At 44.7% G+C, this 17,504-nt stretch carries 18 protein-coding genes; 11 read left to right on the top strand and 7 right to left on the bottom strand.

Annotated features, from left to right (window positions below; translation table 11 throughout):
• Nucleotides 1-238: 238 nt before the first annotated feature.
• Nucleotides 239-1,219: a putative solute-binding protein gene (locus MSG93_RS17670; RefSeq protein ID WP_324622782.1), complete on the top strand. Its 981-nt coding sequence runs from the start codon at nt 239-241 to the stop codon at nt 1,217-1,219.
• Between the two features lie 41 nt (nt 1,220-1,260).
• On the opposite strand, the gene plsB is transcribed toward MSG93_RS17670, so the two are convergent.
• The gene (plsB, locus tag MSG93_RS17665) at nt 1,261-3,807 is read right to left on the bottom strand and encodes a glycerol-3-phosphate 1-O-acyltransferase PlsB (protein ID WP_324622781.1); all 2,547 of its coding nucleotides are present in this window, start codon (nt 3,805-3,807) and stop codon (nt 1,261-1,263) included.
• Nucleotides 3,808-4,084: 277 nt separating this feature from the next.
• On the opposite strand from plsB, the gene MSG93_RS17660 reads away from it, so the two are divergent.
• Both MSG93_RS17660 and MSG93_RS17655 read left to right on the top strand, forming a co-directional pair.
• Nucleotides 4,085-4,957 carry an acyl-CoA thioesterase gene (locus MSG93_RS17660; RefSeq protein ID WP_005282967.1) on the top strand — a complete coding sequence of 291 codons (873 nt, stop codon included), beginning with the start codon at nt 4,085-4,087 and terminating at the stop codon, nt 4,955-4,957.
• A 130-nt stretch (nt 4,958-5,087) separates the two neighbouring features.
• Entirely contained in the window at nt 5,088-6,329 is a 1,242-nt protein-coding gene (locus MSG93_RS17655; RefSeq protein ID WP_199948971.1) for a dicarboxylate/amino acid:cation symporter, read from the top strand.
• A 57-nt stretch (nt 6,330-6,386) separates the two neighbouring features.
• On the opposite strand, the gene MSG93_RS17650 is transcribed toward MSG93_RS17655, so the two are convergent.
• The 6 genes from MSG93_RS17650 to MSG93_RS17625 all read right to left on the bottom strand — a co-directional run bounded on the left by MSG93_RS17650 (nt 6,387) and on the right by MSG93_RS17625 (nt 12,974).
• Complete coding sequence (locus tag MSG93_RS17650; RefSeq protein WP_324622780.1) at nt 6,387-7,328, bottom strand: metal-dependent hydrolase; 942 nt, start codon at nt 7,326-7,328, stop codon at nt 6,387-6,389.
• A 132-nt stretch (nt 7,329-7,460) separates the two neighbouring features.
• On the bottom strand, nt 7,461-8,237 hold the full coding sequence (gene yihA, locus MSG93_RS17645; RefSeq protein ID WP_324622779.1) for a ribosome biogenesis GTP-binding protein YihA/YsxC: 777 nt from the start codon (nt 8,235-8,237) through the stop codon (nt 7,461-7,463).
• 84 nt (nt 8,238-8,321) lie between these two features.
• A complete protein-coding gene (locus MSG93_RS17640; RefSeq protein ID WP_005227427.1) occupies nt 8,322-8,774 on the bottom strand; it encodes an RrF2 family transcriptional regulator in 453 nt (150 codons plus the stop codon).
• Between the two features lie 80 nt (nt 8,775-8,854).
• Nucleotides 8,855-10,066 carry an NO-inducible flavohemoprotein gene (gene hmpA, locus MSG93_RS17635; RefSeq protein WP_199973253.1) on the bottom strand — a complete coding sequence of 404 codons (1,212 nt, stop codon included), beginning with the start codon at nt 10,064-10,066 and terminating at the stop codon, nt 8,855-8,857.
• Between the two features lie 141 nt (nt 10,067-10,207).
• Nucleotides 10,208-11,758 carry a helicase HerA-like domain-containing protein gene (locus tag MSG93_RS17630; RefSeq protein ID WP_032868656.1) on the bottom strand — a complete coding sequence of 517 codons (1,551 nt, stop codon included), beginning with the start codon at nt 11,756-11,758 and terminating at the stop codon, nt 10,208-10,210.
• Between the two features lie 31 nt (nt 11,759-11,789).
• Entirely contained in the window at nt 11,790-12,974 is a 1,185-nt protein-coding gene (locus MSG93_RS17625; RefSeq protein ID WP_324622778.1) for a PLP-dependent transferase, read from the bottom strand.
• A 169-nt stretch (nt 12,975-13,143) separates the two neighbouring features.
• Here MSG93_RS17625 and MSG93_RS17620 point away from each other — a divergent pair, with 169 nt between their 5' ends.
• The 8 genes from MSG93_RS17620 to rplV all read left to right on the top strand — a co-directional run bounded on the left by MSG93_RS17620 (nt 13,144) and on the right by rplV (nt 17,504).
• A complete protein-coding gene (locus MSG93_RS17620) occupies nt 13,144-13,872 on the top strand; it encodes a type 1 glutamine amidotransferase (RefSeq protein ID WP_324622777.1) in 729 nt (242 codons plus the stop codon).
• Nucleotides 13,873-14,098: 226 nt separating this feature from the next.
• Nucleotides 14,099-14,410: a 30S ribosomal protein S10 gene (gene rpsJ, locus MSG93_RS17615; protein ID WP_000070912.1), complete on the top strand. Its 312-nt coding sequence runs from the start codon at nt 14,099-14,101 to the stop codon at nt 14,408-14,410.
• A gap of 58 nt (nt 14,411-14,468) precedes the next feature.
• Nucleotides 14,469-15,107 (top strand): 50S ribosomal protein L3, encoded by a 639-nt coding sequence (gene rplC / locus MSG93_RS17610; protein ID WP_004657674.1) that lies wholly within the window; start codon nt 14,469-14,471, stop codon nt 15,105-15,107.
• Nucleotides 15,108-15,118: 11 nt separating this feature from the next.
• Nucleotides 15,119-15,721 (top strand): 50S ribosomal protein L4, encoded by a 603-nt coding sequence (gene rplD / locus MSG93_RS17605; protein WP_004641072.1) that lies wholly within the window; start codon nt 15,119-15,121, stop codon nt 15,719-15,721.
• The gene (gene rplW, locus MSG93_RS17600; RefSeq protein WP_004641070.1) at nt 15,718-16,038 is read left to right on the top strand and encodes a 50S ribosomal protein L23; all 321 of its coding nucleotides are present in this window, start codon (nt 15,718-15,720) and stop codon (nt 16,036-16,038) included. Before rplD ends, rplW begins: the two co-directional genes overlap by 4 nt.
• Nucleotides 16,039-16,049: 11 nt before the next feature.
• Entirely contained in the window at nt 16,050-16,874 is an 825-nt protein-coding gene (gene rplB / locus MSG93_RS17595) for a 50S ribosomal protein L2 (protein ID WP_004660349.1), read from the top strand.
• 13 nt (nt 16,875-16,887) lie between these two features.
• The gene (rpsS, locus tag MSG93_RS17590; RefSeq protein WP_004775885.1) at nt 16,888-17,163 is read left to right on the top strand and encodes a 30S ribosomal protein S19; all 276 of its coding nucleotides are present in this window, start codon (nt 16,888-16,890) and stop codon (nt 17,161-17,163) included.
• Between the two features lie 11 nt (nt 17,164-17,174).
• The gene (gene rplV, locus MSG93_RS17585; protein ID WP_004657676.1) at nt 17,175-17,504 is read left to right on the top strand and encodes a 50S ribosomal protein L22; all 330 of its coding nucleotides are present in this window, start codon (nt 17,175-17,177) and stop codon (nt 17,502-17,504) included.

Raw genomic sequence — 17,504 nt, 5'->3', positions numbered from 1 at the left:
AGCTTTCAACTTTTGCCAGTGTTGATCTGTTAACATGGTACGAGGCATAGCGAATAGTAGAATTGGGTTTGGCGATTTAATTTTACTACTTCGCTATTTTTTAATCTAAAAGTGTCAACACACCCTAAAGAAAGCTTAAAGAGTTGGTATGGATTTTGAACTTAAAATACCAACAGATTCCGCAAAGGAACTGCCTGAATTAAGCACGGGGTTTGCTGCAAGGCATAAAAGGTGAAACATGAAAAAAATAATCTGCATGAGCCTGCTTGGATTGATGACGACAACGGGCTGGGCAGCAGAGCAAAGCTGGTGTGTATTTGATCCTTTAAGCACGCAAGGCGATATTAGTCGCCGTTTACAAGATGTGCGGGCCTACGCCTTAAAAAATCAGGTGCAATTAAAACTGAAAATCTTTAAGAATGAAAAGGATGCAATACGCTCATTTGAGCAAAAGCAATGTTCTGGTCTGGTCGCTTCGAATTTCAATACCTATCGCTACAATCGTTTTATGGGCACCACCGGGGGAATTGGACTCATTCCGAATAATCGGGTGGCCCGGGCTTTTCTGCAACTGCTGAATCATTCCAATGTCGAAAAGCGTATGGTGGCAAAGGATTATGAAGTGTTGGGCATGATTCCGATTGGAACGGTTTATATGATCATGAACACACAACAGATCAATAAGGTTTCACAATTACGCAATAAAACTATTGGAATCCTGGCAGATAATCCGCCGCAACTGGCACTGGTGCAAAGTGTTGGCGCCAAACCGGTATATGTCGATTTTTCCAATGCAGTGGATTCATTCAAGCATAAAAAGATCGATATTCTGGCAGCGCCTGCGTATGGAATACTGCCTTATAATCTTAAAAAGGAATTTGGTGAGACGATGCAGGTGGTAAATTTTCCTGTGGCTTATTTTGCAATGAATGTGGTCATCCGGCCACAAGCTTATCCGGCTGGATTCGGCCATCAGATACGCGACTGGTTTGTGAATAACAGTAATGTATTAGCCGCGCAGGCGATCCAGTGGGAAAACCATTTACCCGCTTATTACTGGGCAGATATCTCGGGCTATGAAAAGCAGGGGTATGATGCGTTAGTGGCTAAAATCAGTAAACGTTATGTCGATGCTGAGTATTACGATGGCTACTTTGTCGAGCTGATTAACCGCTTGCGCTGTCAGGATGATCCTAAATATCTGGCATGCCGCCGTTAACAGTGTAAGGAAAAGGCAACCGAAGTTGCCTTTTTTTATGCTTATGCTTTCTTACGTTTTAAACGACGTTTGGCTTGTTGTGAAGCCATTGCTTCCAATGCTTCAGCCAACTCTTCATCGCTAAAGGTCGTGATGTGCTGTAGCATTTGTAAGGTGGTTTCATCCAGCACCAGTTGCGCACCTGCAGCCATTTCACTGAAGTTATCATCATATTCAATGAAGCCTTGTTCATTGTTACGAATGTAATTTTGCTGGGTCAGCACTTTAATAAAGCTCTGGAAAAGGGCTTTATCGAAGAACTCTGGCGAGTTGAACTCATAAAGTACAGAGAGGCGTTGACCCAATAAATGGCTTAGCTCTTCAACTTGCTTGGTCGAGATATTGCCTGAACCGCGTTGGGTGATTAGGGCTAGCGTCATGTAGTAACGTTCAAGACTCTGTTTGACCGGCATTGCCAAAGTCACCAGTTTCTGATGTTCTTCACTGTTTGGTGTTGGGCTAAACAGGTTACCATCGTGATCCTGGAAAATCAGGCCAATCTTCACCAAAGCATCAATATAGCTATCAATCTGCTGCTGCAAGTCGCTTGCTTGCCACTTCATGAACAGTTCAGCTTTCAAGAATGGATATAAGGTGCGAATCACGTTGCTTAAATCATTCTTGTGAATTTTTCCGTTGTGCTCAACCAGAGATGCGACCAATGACGGTAACACAAAGGCATGCAAAATATTATTACGGAAGTAAGTCAGCAACACGGCCTGATTATCTTCAATCGCAATAATATCGCCCAGCACGTGTTGTACACGTTTGATCAGCTTCAGCTTGAGACCATAGGCAACGATTTCTTTACCTGATAATGAAGTTACTTGAGTGCGTTCATCATAAGGTTGCTGGGTGGCCAGATCACGATAGATGTCGAGTTGTTTGGCACAGATCTCTTCATCCAAAGTGTGTTTCGGTGTCGCCAATAAAATTAACGAGAGCAATGAAACCGGATTAATCACGACAGCGCGGTTGATATTTTCCAGAATCAGATGTGCTGAGTCTGCAACCACGGTTGAAATCTCGGTCGAGCTTGGTACATCAGTCGGGTTTTGCTCTACATTATTCTGTTTCAGGATATCATTCAGGAACACTGGTTCGCCAAAATTCACATGCACCTTACCGAAGATACGTTCAATTTTGCGTAAGGTTTTAACGATACCAAAAATGGATTCGGCTTCTTTCGGTTTACCTTGCATTTCACCAACATAGGTTGAACCTTCCATCAGGCGTTCATAACCGATATAGGTCGGTACGAATACGATCGGTTTGGCTGGGCCGCGTAAATGCCCTTGAATGGTCATTGCCAGCATACCGGTTTTCGGCGGGAGTAAACGCCCTGTACGTGAACGGCCACCTTCAATGAAGTATTCGATTGGTGTGTTACGCGACAAGATGCTGTATAAATACTCTTTAAATACAGAAGTATAAAGCGCGTTGCCGCGGAAAGAACGGCGAATAAAGAAGGCACCGCCCCCACGTAATAACTGACCGACAAATGGTAAGTTGAGGTTATCACCGGCTGCGATATAGGGAATCATCAAGCCACGTTTATAAATCACGTATGACAATAACAAATAATCGATATGGCTGCGGTGACACGGGGTGTAAACGATTTCATAATCTTTTGCCAGTTCACGGACCGTACTGAAGTTATGTACTTCAACACCGTCATAGAGCTGTGTCCATAGACGGGTCAGGGCCATATCGGCAAAACGGACTGCCGAGGCAGAATAATCCGAAACAATCTCATTGACATAACCGATGGCACGACGTTCTGCCTCAAGCATGCTGATTTTATGCTGGATGCTTTCACGACGAATCGCATCTTGTACTTCAGGAGATTTGATCACCGATTGCATGACGTTACGACGATCCGATAAATCCGGGCCGAGCACCACTTCACGTTGTTGATCGAGATAAGTATCTAATGAGCTGGCAATATAGGTCGCGGGTGAAACATTCGGGTGATTGCTCTTGGCATAGTCGACCAGTTCACGCAACGATTGCGGCTCATGAAACTCTAAATAAGACTGGCGGCCATGCAAGCCAATATTCATCAACTGCTTGACGGTACCTGGAGTGGCCCAGGTATCAGAGAATAATAGTTTGAACCAGGAATCTTCTTTATCTGGTGAACGTCCCCAAAGTACGGTTACAGGCACCAGTTGAATATCCACTTCAGGGTGCTGTTCGAGTGCTTCAACCAGTTGTAATAGGCGAGGAGGAAAGGTTTGGGTGTTAAAGAAATTATTTTCGTTGTGATGTAAGAACAGGACGGAGTTTTTTTCTTGATAAGCACCAAAACTCAAAGGATCCAGCGCGGGTTTTAAATTGAGGCGACGGGTTTCTCCATCCACCACCAAGGCGTTACTACGCGAATAATTCTGTAAAACATAGCAGACTAGCTTATTTGATTCTGTTGTCTGTTGCTCAGTTGTGGTGGATTCTGTAGGAACTTCACCAAGAACATGTGGGGTGACCACCAGGTCAAGTAACTTACTCGAAAGTTGGCGATACATTTGACCAAATCCAGTCTTGGACATTACAAACTCCTAAATCATAATCCTGGCATCGATTCATGATGAACACGACATTCTGCGGTATTCTGACATAAAACGGTATGTTATTTTCTGACAAAATATAGCGTATTTGGTAGATTTTATCGTTAAAAATCGTATTTTTAGCAGTTATAAATACGATTAACGTGACGGATGAATCATTTTATCCTGACCATTGTTATCTGAATTTGTGGCACAATCACAATGATCAACCCTGAAAGGATTGGTTGATCTCTCCTCATTGATGTTGGAAGAATATTACATGAATGCGTTAACTCAAGAACTGGTTGAACTTTTGACTCTGGAAAAGCTGGAAGAGCATATTTTCCGAGGCAATAGCCGCAATCTGGTTGGCAAACGAGTATTCGGTGGACAGGTTCTTGGACAAGCCTTGAGAGCAGCGTCATATACCACAGATCGTCCAGCACACTCTTTACATGCCTATTTCCTGTACGGCGGCGATGTGAATGCACCGATTATCTACGAAGTTGATCCACTTCGCGATGGCAAGAGTTTTGCCAGTCGGCAGGTTCGGGCTATTCAGCATGGACGTATTATTTTTTCTGCGATGGTCTCTTTTGCCAATCCCGAAGAGGGGCTAAACTATCAGCACAAAGAGCCAGAATACCCGTTGCCTGAGAGCTTAAAGTCTGAAAATGAGCTGAAGGAAAGCCTGATTAATTTTGTGCCTGAAAATGTGCGTGCCAGCTTTATGCGTGAACGCCATGTCGAGATTCGTCCAACCCAGTTGATCAATCCGTTTCAGCCGCAGCCCGAGGCGCCGTTTTATGCGCATTATATTCGGACCCATGGCACAATCCCGCAAGATCTGGATGAAATTTCCTTACATCAGGCCATCGTCGCGTTCTATTCCGACTTTACCCTGATGACCACGGCATTGCGTCCGCATGGTTTATCTTGGATTTCACCGAATCTGCAATGTGCCAGTATCGATCACACCATTTATTTCCACCGTCCGCTCCGGGCTGACGAATGGATGCTCTATGAGATGGAAGCAACCGTGAGTGCCAGTTCACGTGGTCTGAACTTTGGACGGATGTGGCAAAATGGTCAACTGGTCTGTAGTACAGTCCAGGAAGGTTTGATTCGGCTCAGAGAAATCGAAACCCAGTAAAAAATAAATCCACATTAAAGCCATCATTCTGATGGCTTTTTTTATCATAAAGATGTGACAAAAAATTGCTCGATTCTTCAACATGAGCATGCCATAGTACGGCTAAGTTAAAAGATTTTATCCATTCACAATGAATCTAAATACACAAATTTTAATTGCCGCCGTGCTCGGTGTAGCCTTTGGTTTTCTGCTGATTGCTTATCCGCAAACGGCATTTGTTGACTACAGTCTATATGGCCTGGGGGTGTTGAGTAGCATTTTTATCGGCTTGTTGAAAATGCTACTGATTCCACTGATCTTTAGTTCGATTGTGGTGGGTGTTTCTAATTTGCAGGCAGGCGGTCAATTCGGTCGGGTCTGGAAAATTACCGCGTTGAGCTGTTTAACCACGACGACTTTAGCTTTGATTTTAGGAATTAGTTGTGCGCATTTATTCGATGTCGGTAAAGGTGTGGATATCCAGCTGTTTCAGGCTGCCATGGATAATCATCAGACTCCCGATACCTTAACACCCTCCAGTTTCTTTACTACCTTTATTCAAAATACCTTAATTAATCCATTTAAGGCCTTTAGTGAAGGCAATGTGCTGGCCGTGGTGGTGTTTGCCCTGTTTCTGGGTGTGGCTTTGGTCAAGGGCGGGGAACGTTTTACTTTGATCCGCAACATCAGCCAGCAATTTTTTGACATCATGATGATGCTGGTCGGCTGGGTAATGAAGCTGGCGCCAATTGGTATTTTTGCACTCTTGGCGAAGTTGATTGCGACCGAGGATCTGTCGGTACTGAGCCGTTTGGTCGAGTTTGCGGCGGTGGTGACGGGAACCACCATTTTCCACGGTGTGGTGGTATTACCTGCCTTACTGTGGATTTTTGGGCGCATGAATCCGATCACCTTTTTCAGAGGGGCGAGAACTGCCTTGGTCACCGCCTTTGCCACCAGTTCCAGTTCTGCCACCATGCCTCTGAGCATGAAGTGTGCGCAAGAAAACCTGGGGGTCCGACCACAAACGGCAGGTTTTGTCATCCCGCTTGGGACGCAGTTAAATATGGATGGTACGGCGCTCTATGAAGCTGCTGCGGCTTTATTTATTGCCAATTTAATGGGTCTGGATCTCAGTCTGACTCAGCAAATTATTGTTTGTTTAACCGCCATGATTGCATCATTGGGTGCACCGGGGATTCCAAGTGCGGGTATGGTGACCATGATTATGGTGCTGCAATCGGTAGGCTTACCTGCGGAAGCGATTGCCATCTTATTACCGATTGATCGTGTGCTTGATACTGTACGCACCGTGGTGAATGTGCAAGGTGACATGATGATCAGTGTGGTGGTGGATCGCTATGCCAAACAGGCAGAAGCTGAGGCAAGCTAAGCTGTATTGGAATAAAAAAAGCAGGAGATTATTCCTGCTTTTTTTATGTCTTAAGCTTTAAGCGGCTTGTTGTAAAGCGCGTTTTGCGGCTGGTGAATTGTTTAAGTAATTCACGGCATCTTGAGTATTGCCTTCCTTAACTGGGTCGTACCACGGCATCAGGTAGTCAAGCTGTTGTGCCACCAGCCATGCAGGGCCGGGTAAGATTTTAGAATCTTTTAAGGCAATCTTGGACCATTCAATCCAGATCCATGGCTTGAACACACTCGGTTTTTTATCAGCAAAACGTGGGTCTTGGCTCATGATATGGGCTGCGCCGTCAACCCAGAGTCCTAAGACACCCGCAATGACTACAACACTCAGGTAGTAACGTGCGAGATAGCCCCCACCTAAATGACGGTAAAGATCAAAGGCAACGGTACGGTGTTCAATTTCTTCCGACCCATGCCATTTGATCAGGTCAAGCATTTCAGGATCGGCGCCCAGTTCTTCCCAGCGTTTGTTGTAAAGCGCATATTTACCGAGTACACAAGTCATATGCTCAACGGTGGCAATCACTCCGAGACGGAATAGATCCCATTGATGATCAAGTGCTTTCGGGATTTCTTTGCCGAAAGGTTTATCTGCCAAAGCTTTGGTAAATAAGAAGTCCATAATGTCGAGATTACGCTGAATATCGATATTGCGCTGGCTGAGATATTCCTTGTTGGCAGAGGTGTGGGCCACAGCATGCATGGCTTCTTGACGAATAAATGCCTGCACATCCTGTTTTAGTTTTTCATCGGTAATTTCAGGCAGGACTTTGTTATATAAACGGCAAAACCAAAACTCACCCGCAGGTAAGATATTGTTAATTTCATTAATAAAATAGCTGGCAAATGGCTGGTTTGGAATCCAGTCCACTGGTGTATTTTCCCAATCAAATTTGACTTTGCGCGGAAGGATTTTATAGTCAATCGAAGAACCAAGTTTGCTCTTCACAAATGATAGTAATTTCATTGTTGTTTAGTCCTAATCGATAGTGCAATGAACCAACACTAAGCAGTATATGAAAACTGCCTAGTGTTTGTGATTAGCAATACGGGACAATTAAAAATTATTTAATGCATCAAGTTGCATAAAATGCATGTTTTATTGTTCTACATCAGTTTCCGAGGCTTCAGGAATCTGATCAAGGTCAAATTCAGCAGGTTGATCAAGGGTGAAATTCAAACGACCCGCCATGACACTGGCCAGTTCTTCTAGGCCGATCCGGTTCAGGGATGAGAACAACTGGATCGAGAAATCAAGTTTCATCTTTTTCAATTGCTGTTTAACTTCTAATAGCACTTTATTGGCTGGGCCACGGTTCAGCTTGTCGGCTTTGGTCAGCAGGATATGTACGAATAAATGGCGTGAATGCGCCCATTCCAGCATCATCAAGTCAAAGTGTTGTAAGGGATGACGAATATCCATCAATAACACCAGACCTTGCAAACTCTTACGATGGATCAGATAGTTTTCCAGCTCTTTCTGCCAGACGATTTTCATGGCTTCCGGAACAGCTGCATACCCATAACCGGGTAAATCGACCAGACGTTGATCAGGATTACCCAAACTAAAAAAGTTGATCATTTGAGTACGACCAGGTTTTTTAGATGCGCGCGCCAGTTGCTTTTGGTTGGTTAAGGTATTGATCGCACTGGACTTGCCGGCATTAGAACGGCCAGCAAATGCAATTTCATAGCCTGTATCTTCTACGCATAAAGACAGTTTTGGCGCACTCATCAAAAATTCAGCTTGGCGTAACCAAGTCAGAGACTGTACTGCGTATTCAGTCAATGCAGGGTCAGCTTTTTTCTCATAACTGATTTTTTGTTTCGGAGCGAGTCTGGCTTTGGTGTCTTTGGATTTTTCACTGCGACGCATAGAAGCTTACTTTTGAATTGAAATAGCAACGACCATTATAAAGGATGTAACGGCTTCGTGCGAATCTTGATGTTGAAGCGCTGGTTAGGCTTTCTGTGACAACTCTAAAAAGTTGATTTCTGAATGGATCGGAGAAGGAACAATACCGTGCTGAACCACTTCACCAAGCGTATATTGATTCAGGCTTTGATAAAAGCTTTCTAGTGCCTGATCTAAAATACCCTTCAGGCCGCAATGGGAACGTAATACGCAGGGTGGGGTATTGCACTCTACGATTTGCTGGTTGCCTTGCAGGGTGCGGACAATCTCGCCTAGTTTCAGGCTTTTGGCTTCCGGATTTAGGCGAAGACCGCCCCCTTTGCCACGAATGGTGACAATCCATTGCTGCTTGCCCATGAAGTGAACCACCTTCACCAGGTGATTTTGCGACACATGCAAGTCTTGCGCGATATCTGCAATCGTATAGGGTACATCACTCGGACGAGCGACATACATCAGGATTCTGAGTGCATAATCTGTAAACTTATTGAGTTGCATGGGGTTTGACTCAATCTGCCGCAATAAATGGAAAAGGCTAGTCTATCACAGGCTAGCCTTATACAAAAACGCGCCACAGCTTAGCTAAGCTTAACACCGCCAGTACCAAAGGCTTCGCTGTGAATATTTTCAGCTGGAATACCACGTGCTACAAGCGCCTGATGTTGCGCTGCCATAAATGGCATCGGCCCACATAAATAGTAATCGGCATTCACTGGCAGTAGCGCAGCATCCATCGTACTTAGATCCAGACGACCAGCGACATCATAATCTGCACCGAGCACATCAGATTCATGCGGGAACTCATAAGCAGTGAATGTACTCAAGCGTGGATATTTGCTTTTCAGTTCCTGAATATGCTGCTTCATGGCATGCACCTGACTACTGCGGCAGGCATGAATAAAGCTCACCGGTTGTGGCATATCTAAAGTCACCAGTTGATTCAGCATGGCAATCATTGGGGTTAAACCGACACCACCACTGATAAAGACATTGCGTTTATTGCTATCAATTAAATAGAAGTTGCCTGTAGGTGCAGATACTTCAATTTCTGAGCCTTCCGCTAAACCATGTAAGGTGCTTGAGACCCAACCACCAGCAAGTTCGCCTTTTTCATCCTCACGTTTCACCGAGATACGCAGGTAATCTGCTTGTGGGCTGGTTGAAAGGGTGTACTGACGCGGCTGTCTTAAGTTTAGTTCAGGCACAAATACGCGAACTGAAATGTATTGTCCTGCTTCATATTTGGGTAATTCGCCCCCATCCACAGGTGCAAGGTAGAACGAGGTGATTTCGTCGCTTTCTATAACTTTTTTGGCGATTTTGAAATTGCGCCAGCCCAACCAGCTACCTTTGGTTTGTTGATGCTGCTCATAAATTGCTTTTTCAGTACTGATAAATAAATCAGCCAGTTGACCATAAGCCGCAGCCCATGCACCAATTAGCGGATCTTCCATGGAAATATTCAGTACTTCACTAATCGAATGCAGCAGGTTTTCACCCACGATGCCGTAATCTGGTGACTGGATGTTTAAGCTGACATGTTTATGTGCAATCAGTTCAACCACAGGTAAAAGTACAGATGGATCTTCAATGTTTTCTGCATAAGCTAAAACTGCCCCCGCAAGCGCCTGTGCTTGCGCACCGCTACGTTGATGTCCCATGTTAAAGGTTTCTTTTAAATCAGGGTTATTACCCAACATGCGGTTATAAAAGTATCCAGTCAGCGCTACGCCGTTTTCACGGAGAACGGGAACAGTGGCTTTTACAAGGTCAATTTGCTGCGGAGTCATTGTTGATCTCTCTTGGCTATCATTTATAAGATGTATTTAAAATATACCTTTAAGAATGGATTTGCAATGCTAAATTAAATAAAAGCCATAAAAAAATTAAGGGATAATAAATTATCCCTTAATTTTCAAAGCAGTATCACTTTATTTTTTGCCGAAAAGAGAACCGAGTAGACCACGCACAATTTTCTGTCCAGTACTACCGCCTAGACTACGCGCGGCACTTTTGGCAAATGTTCCCACGATATCCTGTGTCAGTTTTTCACGGTCACGTTGTGCTTTTTCAGCAGCTTTTTGCTGTTCACGGGCAAAACGCTCTTGCTCTTTGGCTTGTTGCTTGGCGAGCGCTTCCTGTTCTTTACTTTGTTGTTTTGCCAGATCGTCAGCCTCTTTCTGCTGGGATTGTTGCAATACTTTCTTTTGCAACATTTCATAGGCGCTATCCCGATCTACCGCTTGATCGTAAACACCCGCGACGATGCTTTGTGAAATGATCACTTGACGTTCTTCGGGACTGATCGGCGTAAATGATGAGTAGGGCGGCATGACCCAGCCCCGCTCTACGATTTGCGGTGTGCCTTGTTCATCCAGACAGCTAATTAATGCTTCGCCAACCGCGAGCTCGGTAATGGCTTGATCCACTTTAAATTCTGGATTGGCGCGGAAGGTGTCCGCGGCAGTTTTAACAGCTTTCTGGTCTTTAGGGGTAAACGCACGTAAGGCATGTTGTACGCGATTGCCGAGTTGTCCTAAAACGCTTTCCGGTAGATCCAGTGGGTTCTGGGTAATAAAGTAAATCCCGACCCCTTTAGAACGGATCAGACGTACCACTTGTTCAATCTTCTGTTGCAAGGCTGGGCTGGCATTGTCAAAGAGCAGGTGAGCTTCATCAAAGAAGAATACCAGTTTGGGTTTGTCCATATCGCCGACTTCTGGTAGTTGTTCGAACAGTTCCGACATCATCCATAGTAAGAAAGTTGCGTACAGCTTCGGCGTGTTCATTAGCTTGTCGGCAGCTAAAATATTGATATAGCCATGACCATTGGTATCGGTCTGAATGAAGTCGAGAATATTCAGACTAGGTTCGCCAAAGAACTGTTCTCCACCTTGATCGCCTAAGGCCAGTAAATTGCGTTGAATGGCACCGAGGCTGGCAGGAGAGAGATTGCCATATTCAGCTTTTAGTTCGGCTGCATTTTCACTGACATAGGTCAGCATGGCTTTTAGGTCTTTAAAATCAATCAGGAGCAGGCCTTGGTCATCTGCAACACGAAACACGGCTGAAAGCACACCTTCCTGGGTGTCATTCAGATTGAGCATTTGTGCTAGAAGTAAGGGGCCGATTTCTGAAATGGTGGTGCGGATCGGGTGGCCTTGCTGAGCAAATAAATCCCAGAAAACCACAGGTGAAGCGGCAAATGGAATGGGTTCAAGTTGTAAGGTTTTCAGTCGTTCATCAAATTTAGGGTTACTCTCGCCAGCTTTGGCAAGGCTGGAAACATCGCCTTTGGCATCGGCAAGGAAAACCGGTACACCCAGTCGGGAAAAGCTTTCTGCCAGTACTTTGAGGGTCACGGTTTTCCCTGTGCCTGTTGCACCAGCAATCAAACCATGTCGGTTGGCGAATTTAGAATGCAAAACAATATCTTGTGTTGTATCTGTGGTTTTTTTAGCAATAACGATTGGTGTACTCATTCTTCACCTGTTGTTTTTGATCTCAATCGAGCTATTTTAATGCATTTTGAATATCTTGGATTAAATCTTCCGGATGTTCTAGTCCTATACAGAAGCGCACCAATAAACCTTGTTGTAAATGTGTATTGTCCAGCGAACGCATCTGCTTTAAGTCGTAGAGCATGGCCAGGCTGACTGGGCCACCCCAGCTAAATCCAAGTTTAAACAATTTCAAGTTATCACAGAATTGTCGAACCGCCGTCAAGTCATAATTAGCTTTAAAAATGACACTGACCAGACCTGCGCTTTTGCCGGTGGTACAGATTTCTGACCAGAACGAATGACCTGCTGAATCTGGTGAGCTCGGGTGTAAAACCTGACTAAATTGAGGCTGTTGCTTGAGCCATTCCAGCAACACACGGGCGCTTTGTGCTTGCTGTTCATAACGAAGCGACATGTGTGCCAGACTACGTTGAATCTGGGCCGTATCATCGCCTGACACAGAGATCCCTTGAATGGCATGCATGCGATACAGCTTGTGATGTAACTGTTGATCACGGGTCACCACTGAACCCATCAGAATATCGCCGCCGCCGCTTGGGTATTTGGTCAGTGCATGCACGGTGATGTCGACCGCCAAATGTTCATCAGAGAAATCGAAGGCATTAAACGCCAGTCCTGCACCCCAGGTGTTGTCTAATGCAGTCAGTACATTGGCCTGTTGTGCTTTCTTGACCAGATTTTTAAGATCGGGAAACTCTAGCGTGACCGAGCCTGCCGCTTCCAGCCAGATCAGTTTGGCTTTCTCAGTCGGTTGAAAGCTGGCGGCATCAACCGGATTATAAATTTTAACCCTAATGCCATAACGGTCTTGCAAATGATTCAAGTGTTCAAGATTGGGGCCATAGATATTGTCGGCGACCCAGACCTCATCCCCTGTGCTGAGAAATGTGCTGTTGACCAGATTGATGGCAGATAAGCCGCTGGGTGCAAGCAGGCAATAATTGCCGCCTTCTATTCTTGCGATATTGTCGCCTAAGGTAAAAGTGGTTGGGGTGCCGTGTGTACCATAACTATAGTCATAGGCATCGGTCCAGTGGCGATCAAAAAGGTGCGCTGTGCTTTTAAAAATAATCGTAGATGCACGAAATAGGGGAGGCTGGATGGTTTCTATGTATTGAGGGGCTTGGCGTGGTGCATGGATGAGATCAGTTTGTGCTTTATTGTGAGATGTCATAGGGCAAAATCAAATCGATATAATGCATCTCAGGTTTAGAGAAAATCATGAAAGCTGCTAGTGCTTTGCTGCTTTTGTACAGAATCGGTACAGATTCGGGTGATCAATAAAAACTGGCTTTATTTTTGCTAAGACTAAGCATCATTCTAACGATAATAGGTTTTCGCGCATGAAGTCGCATTTAAGAGTGCATTATTTTCAGCACATCGCTGGCGAAGGTTTTGGCAGTTGCTACGACTTTTTAAAAGCACATCACGCAAAAATTACCGCAACCGAATTTTTTGCTTTACCTGTCGATTTGCCCTTGGAACTGGAAGCTTTGCCACGCGTAGATGAGGTTGATTTATTGATTATCATGGGCGGCACCATGAGCGTAAATGATGAGGCGAATTATCCCTGGTTAAAATTAGAAAAAAGATGGCTAAGACGTTATCTGGCGGCTGGAAAACCAGCGATTGGCTTGTGTCTGGGTGGCCAGCTGATTGCTAATGCCTTGGGTGCAGCGGTGAGTCGCAACCCGCATCAGGAACTGGGCTGGATGGATGTCGGGCGAGCTGCTTACGTGCCAGAGGATTATTTTCAAATCCCGGAGCAATTGAATGTATTGCAGTGGCATAGTGAAACCTTTGAAATCCCTAAAGGTGCTGTACGTTTGGCCGAGAATAAGGTGTGCATAAACCAGATGTATCAAATTGGCCGTAATGTACTGGGTTTTCAGTTTCATCCGGAAATGACCCCTCATGCCTTGGCGCTGTTGATCGAGGGGGAGGAGGAGTTGGCAGTTTTTAATGGCACCTATGTACAACCCATGGCTGAATTGAAAAAAAGTTTGAAAAATAAATTTGAACAGGGAAATCGTTTGCTGAATCAGGCGATTGATTATGTGGTCAGTGCCTGAGCTGAGAAAATGCTTAAAAAATGAAAAGAAGAATTGCATAAGACTTAAACAATCGTTATAATGGGCGACCCTCAAAAGGAGGGCGTTTACTACGAAGAAAGTAGTTAACGCATTACAGTCGTGGCATCGATCACGACCATAGTGATTTTCACTGCCCTTGACACTTACCAAAAGGTGAGGTGCGTCATGGGTGATTCTTTATATATTTGGCTTGGAGTTTACTGGTATGTCTAACCAGAGAATTCGTATCCGTTTGAAGTCTTTTGATCATCGTCTGATTGATCAATCTGCTCAAGAGATCGTAGAAACCGCTAAGCGTACTGGCGCACAAGTGTGTGGTCCAATTCCGATGCCTACTCGCATCGAACGCTTCAACGTTCTTACTTCACCACACGTCAACAAAGACGCTCGTGATCAGTACGAAATCCGCACTTATAAACGTTTGATCGATATCGTTCAACCAACAGATAAAACTGTTGATGCATTGATGAAGTTAGATCTTGCTGCTGGTGTTGATGTTCAGATCGCTTTGGGTTAAGGCTTTCGGTTGATTAACTTTTAAGTTAATTAGGCCGCTTTATTAGAGGTTTATGCACATGGCTATTGGTTTAGTCGGTCGCAAATGTGGTATGACTCGCGTCTTTACAGATGCTGGTGTATCTGTACCTGTTACAGTTATCGAAGTCGATCCAAACCGCATTACGCAAATCAAAACACTTGAAACTGATGGTTATCAAGCAATTCAAGTAACTACTGGTGAACGTCGCGAATCGCGCGTAACTAACGCTCAGAAAGGTCACTTCGCGAAAGCGGGTGTTGCTGCTGGTCGTTTAGTTAAAGAGTTCCGTGTTACTGAAGCTGAGCTTGAAGGCCGTGAAGTTGGTGCTTCTATCGGTGTTGATTTGTTCACAGTTGGTCAAATTGTTGACGTAACTGGTCAATCAAAAGGTAAAGGTTTCCAAGGTGGTGTTAAGCGTTGGAATTTCCGTACGCAAGATGCTACTCATGGTAACTCTGTATCTCACCGTGTATTAGGTTCTACAGGTCAAAACCAGACTCCTGGTCGCGTGTTCAAAGGCAAGAAAATGGCTGGTCACTTAGGTGACGAACGCGTAACAGTTCAAGGTCTTGAAATCGTATCTATTGACGCTGAACGTTCTGTTTTAGTTGTTAAGGGTGCTATTCCTGGTTCAACTGGCGGTGACGTTATCGTACGTCCTACCATCAAGGCCTGAGGGGAAATACTGTGAATTTAAAAACTGTTTCCGGCTCTGCTGTTGAATTGTCTGAAGTTGCTTTCGGACGTGAATTTAACGAAGCTCTTGTACACCAAGTTGTTACAGCTTACTTAGCTGGTGGTCGTCAAGGTACTCGTGCTCACAAATCACGTGCAGATGTTTCTGGCGGTGGTAAAAAGCCATTCCGTCAAAAAGGTACTGGTCGCGCTCGTGCGGGTTCTATTCGTAGCCCGATCTGGGTTGGTGGTGGTAAAACTTTTGCTGCTCGTCCACAAGATTGGTCTCAAAAAGTAAACCGTAAGATGTACCGCGGTGCAATGCAATGTATCTTAGCTGAACTTGTTCGCCAAGATCGTCTTGTATTAGTTGAAGAGTTTGCTGTTGCAGCTCCAAAAACTAAAGAATTGCTTGCAAAGCTTACTGACTTGAATGCAACTCGCGCATTGATCATTACAGATGCTGTAGATGAGAACTTGTATCTCGCAGCTCGCAACCTTCCACACGTTGATGTGGTTGATGCTACTGCTATTGATCCTGTTAGCTTGATCGCATTCGATAAAGTTGTAATGTCTGTAGCTGCTGCTAAGAAAATTGAGGTAGAACTCGGATGAACAACGAACGTATCTATCAAGTCCTATTAGGACCAGTATTCTCAGAAAAAGCACAAGTTTTAGGTGATACTGCTGGTGTTCAAGTGTTCAAAGTTGCATTAAATGCAAACAAACTTGAAATCAAGAAAGCAGTTGAGCAACTCTTCGGTGTTGAAGTTGTAAAAATCAATACAACGATCACTAAAGGTAAAACAAAACGCTTTGGTAAAACATTAGGACGTCGTTCTGATGTGAAAAAAGCATACGTCACCCTGAAAGCCGGCCAAGATGTAGAAATGGCTGACTTGGGCGATACCGCTGAAAACGCAGCGGAATAAGGACGAGAATTATGCCAATTCAAAAATGTAAGCCAACGTCTCCAGGACGTCGCTTTGTAGAGAAAGTGGTTCATGACCACCTTCACAAAGGCGCGCCTTATGCACCGTTGGTAGAAGCTAAAAAACGTACTGGTGGTCGTAATAACAATGGTCACATCACTACACGTCACGTGGGTGGTGGTCATAAGCAAAACTACCGTATTGTTGACTTTAAACGTAACAAAGATGGTATTCCAGCGACTGTAGAGCGCATCGAATACGATCCTAACCGTACAGCGCATATTGCTTTATTGAAATATGCTGACGGTGAACGTCGTTACATCATTGCACCTAAAGGCTTACGTGCTGGTGATAAAGTTCAATCTGGTAACGATGCTCCAATTCGTCCAGGTAACTGCTTGCCACTTCGCAACATGCCAATCGGTTCTACACTTCACAACCTTGAACTTAAAATCGGTAAAGGTGCTCAATTAGCACGTTCTGCTGGTACTTCAGTTCAGTTGTTGGGTCGTGATGGTTCTTACGCTATCGTTCGTTTACGTTCTGGTGAAATGCGTAAAGTCCATGTTGAATGTCGCGCTGTAATTGGTGAAGTTTCTAACCAAGAAAGCAACCTTCGTTCATTGGGTAAAGCTGGTGCTGCGCGCTGGCGTGGTATTCGTCCTACCGTTCGTGGTATGGCGATGAACCCAGTAGATCACCCGCACGGTGGTGGTGAAGGGCGTAGTAAAGGTATTCAACCTGTAAGCCCATGGGGTCAAAAAGCTAAAGGGTACAAGACACGTACCAACAAGCGTACGACTAAGATGATTATTCGCGACCGTCGCGTCAAGTAAGGGAATCTGAATAATGCCTCGTTCATTAAAAAAAGGTCCATTCGTCGACGCACATTTGTTCGCTAAGGTTGAAGCTGCTGTAGCTGCTAACAACCGTAAGCCGATCAAAACTTGGTCACGTCGTTCAATGATCCTTCCAGACTTTGTTGGTTTAACAATTTCTGTTCACAATGGCCGTAACCACGTTCCAGTAATTGTTACTGAACACATGGTTGGTCATAAATTGGGTGAATTCGCGCCAACTCGTACCTATCGTGGTCACGGTGTTGATAAGAAGTCTAAACGTTAATAGGTGCTATGATGGAAGTAACTGCTAAATTACGCGGTGCCGCTATCTCGGCACAAAAAGCACGTTTAGTTGCTGATTTGATCCGTGGTAAGTCGGTTGCACGTGCGATAGACATTTTAAACTTCAGCAACAAGAAAGCAGCTGTGCTCGTTAAAAAAGCACTTGAATCTGCAATCGCGAATGCTGAACACAACAACAGCTTAGATGTTGATGACCTTAAAGTAACTACGATTTACGTTGATGAAGGCATGAGCCTTAAACGTATCATGCCACGTGCTAAAGGCCGTGCAGATCGTATTACTAAGCGTACTTGTCACATCACCGTTAAGGTAGGGGTTTGA

Origin of the sequence: Acinetobacter sp. IK40 (assembly GCF_035615075.1) — a bacterium.
In the GTDB taxonomy this organism is placed as follows: domain Bacteria; phylum Pseudomonadota; class Gammaproteobacteria; order Pseudomonadales; family Moraxellaceae; genus Acinetobacter; species Acinetobacter courvalinii.
This window is presented reverse-complemented; position numbering and strand designations above follow the sequence as displayed.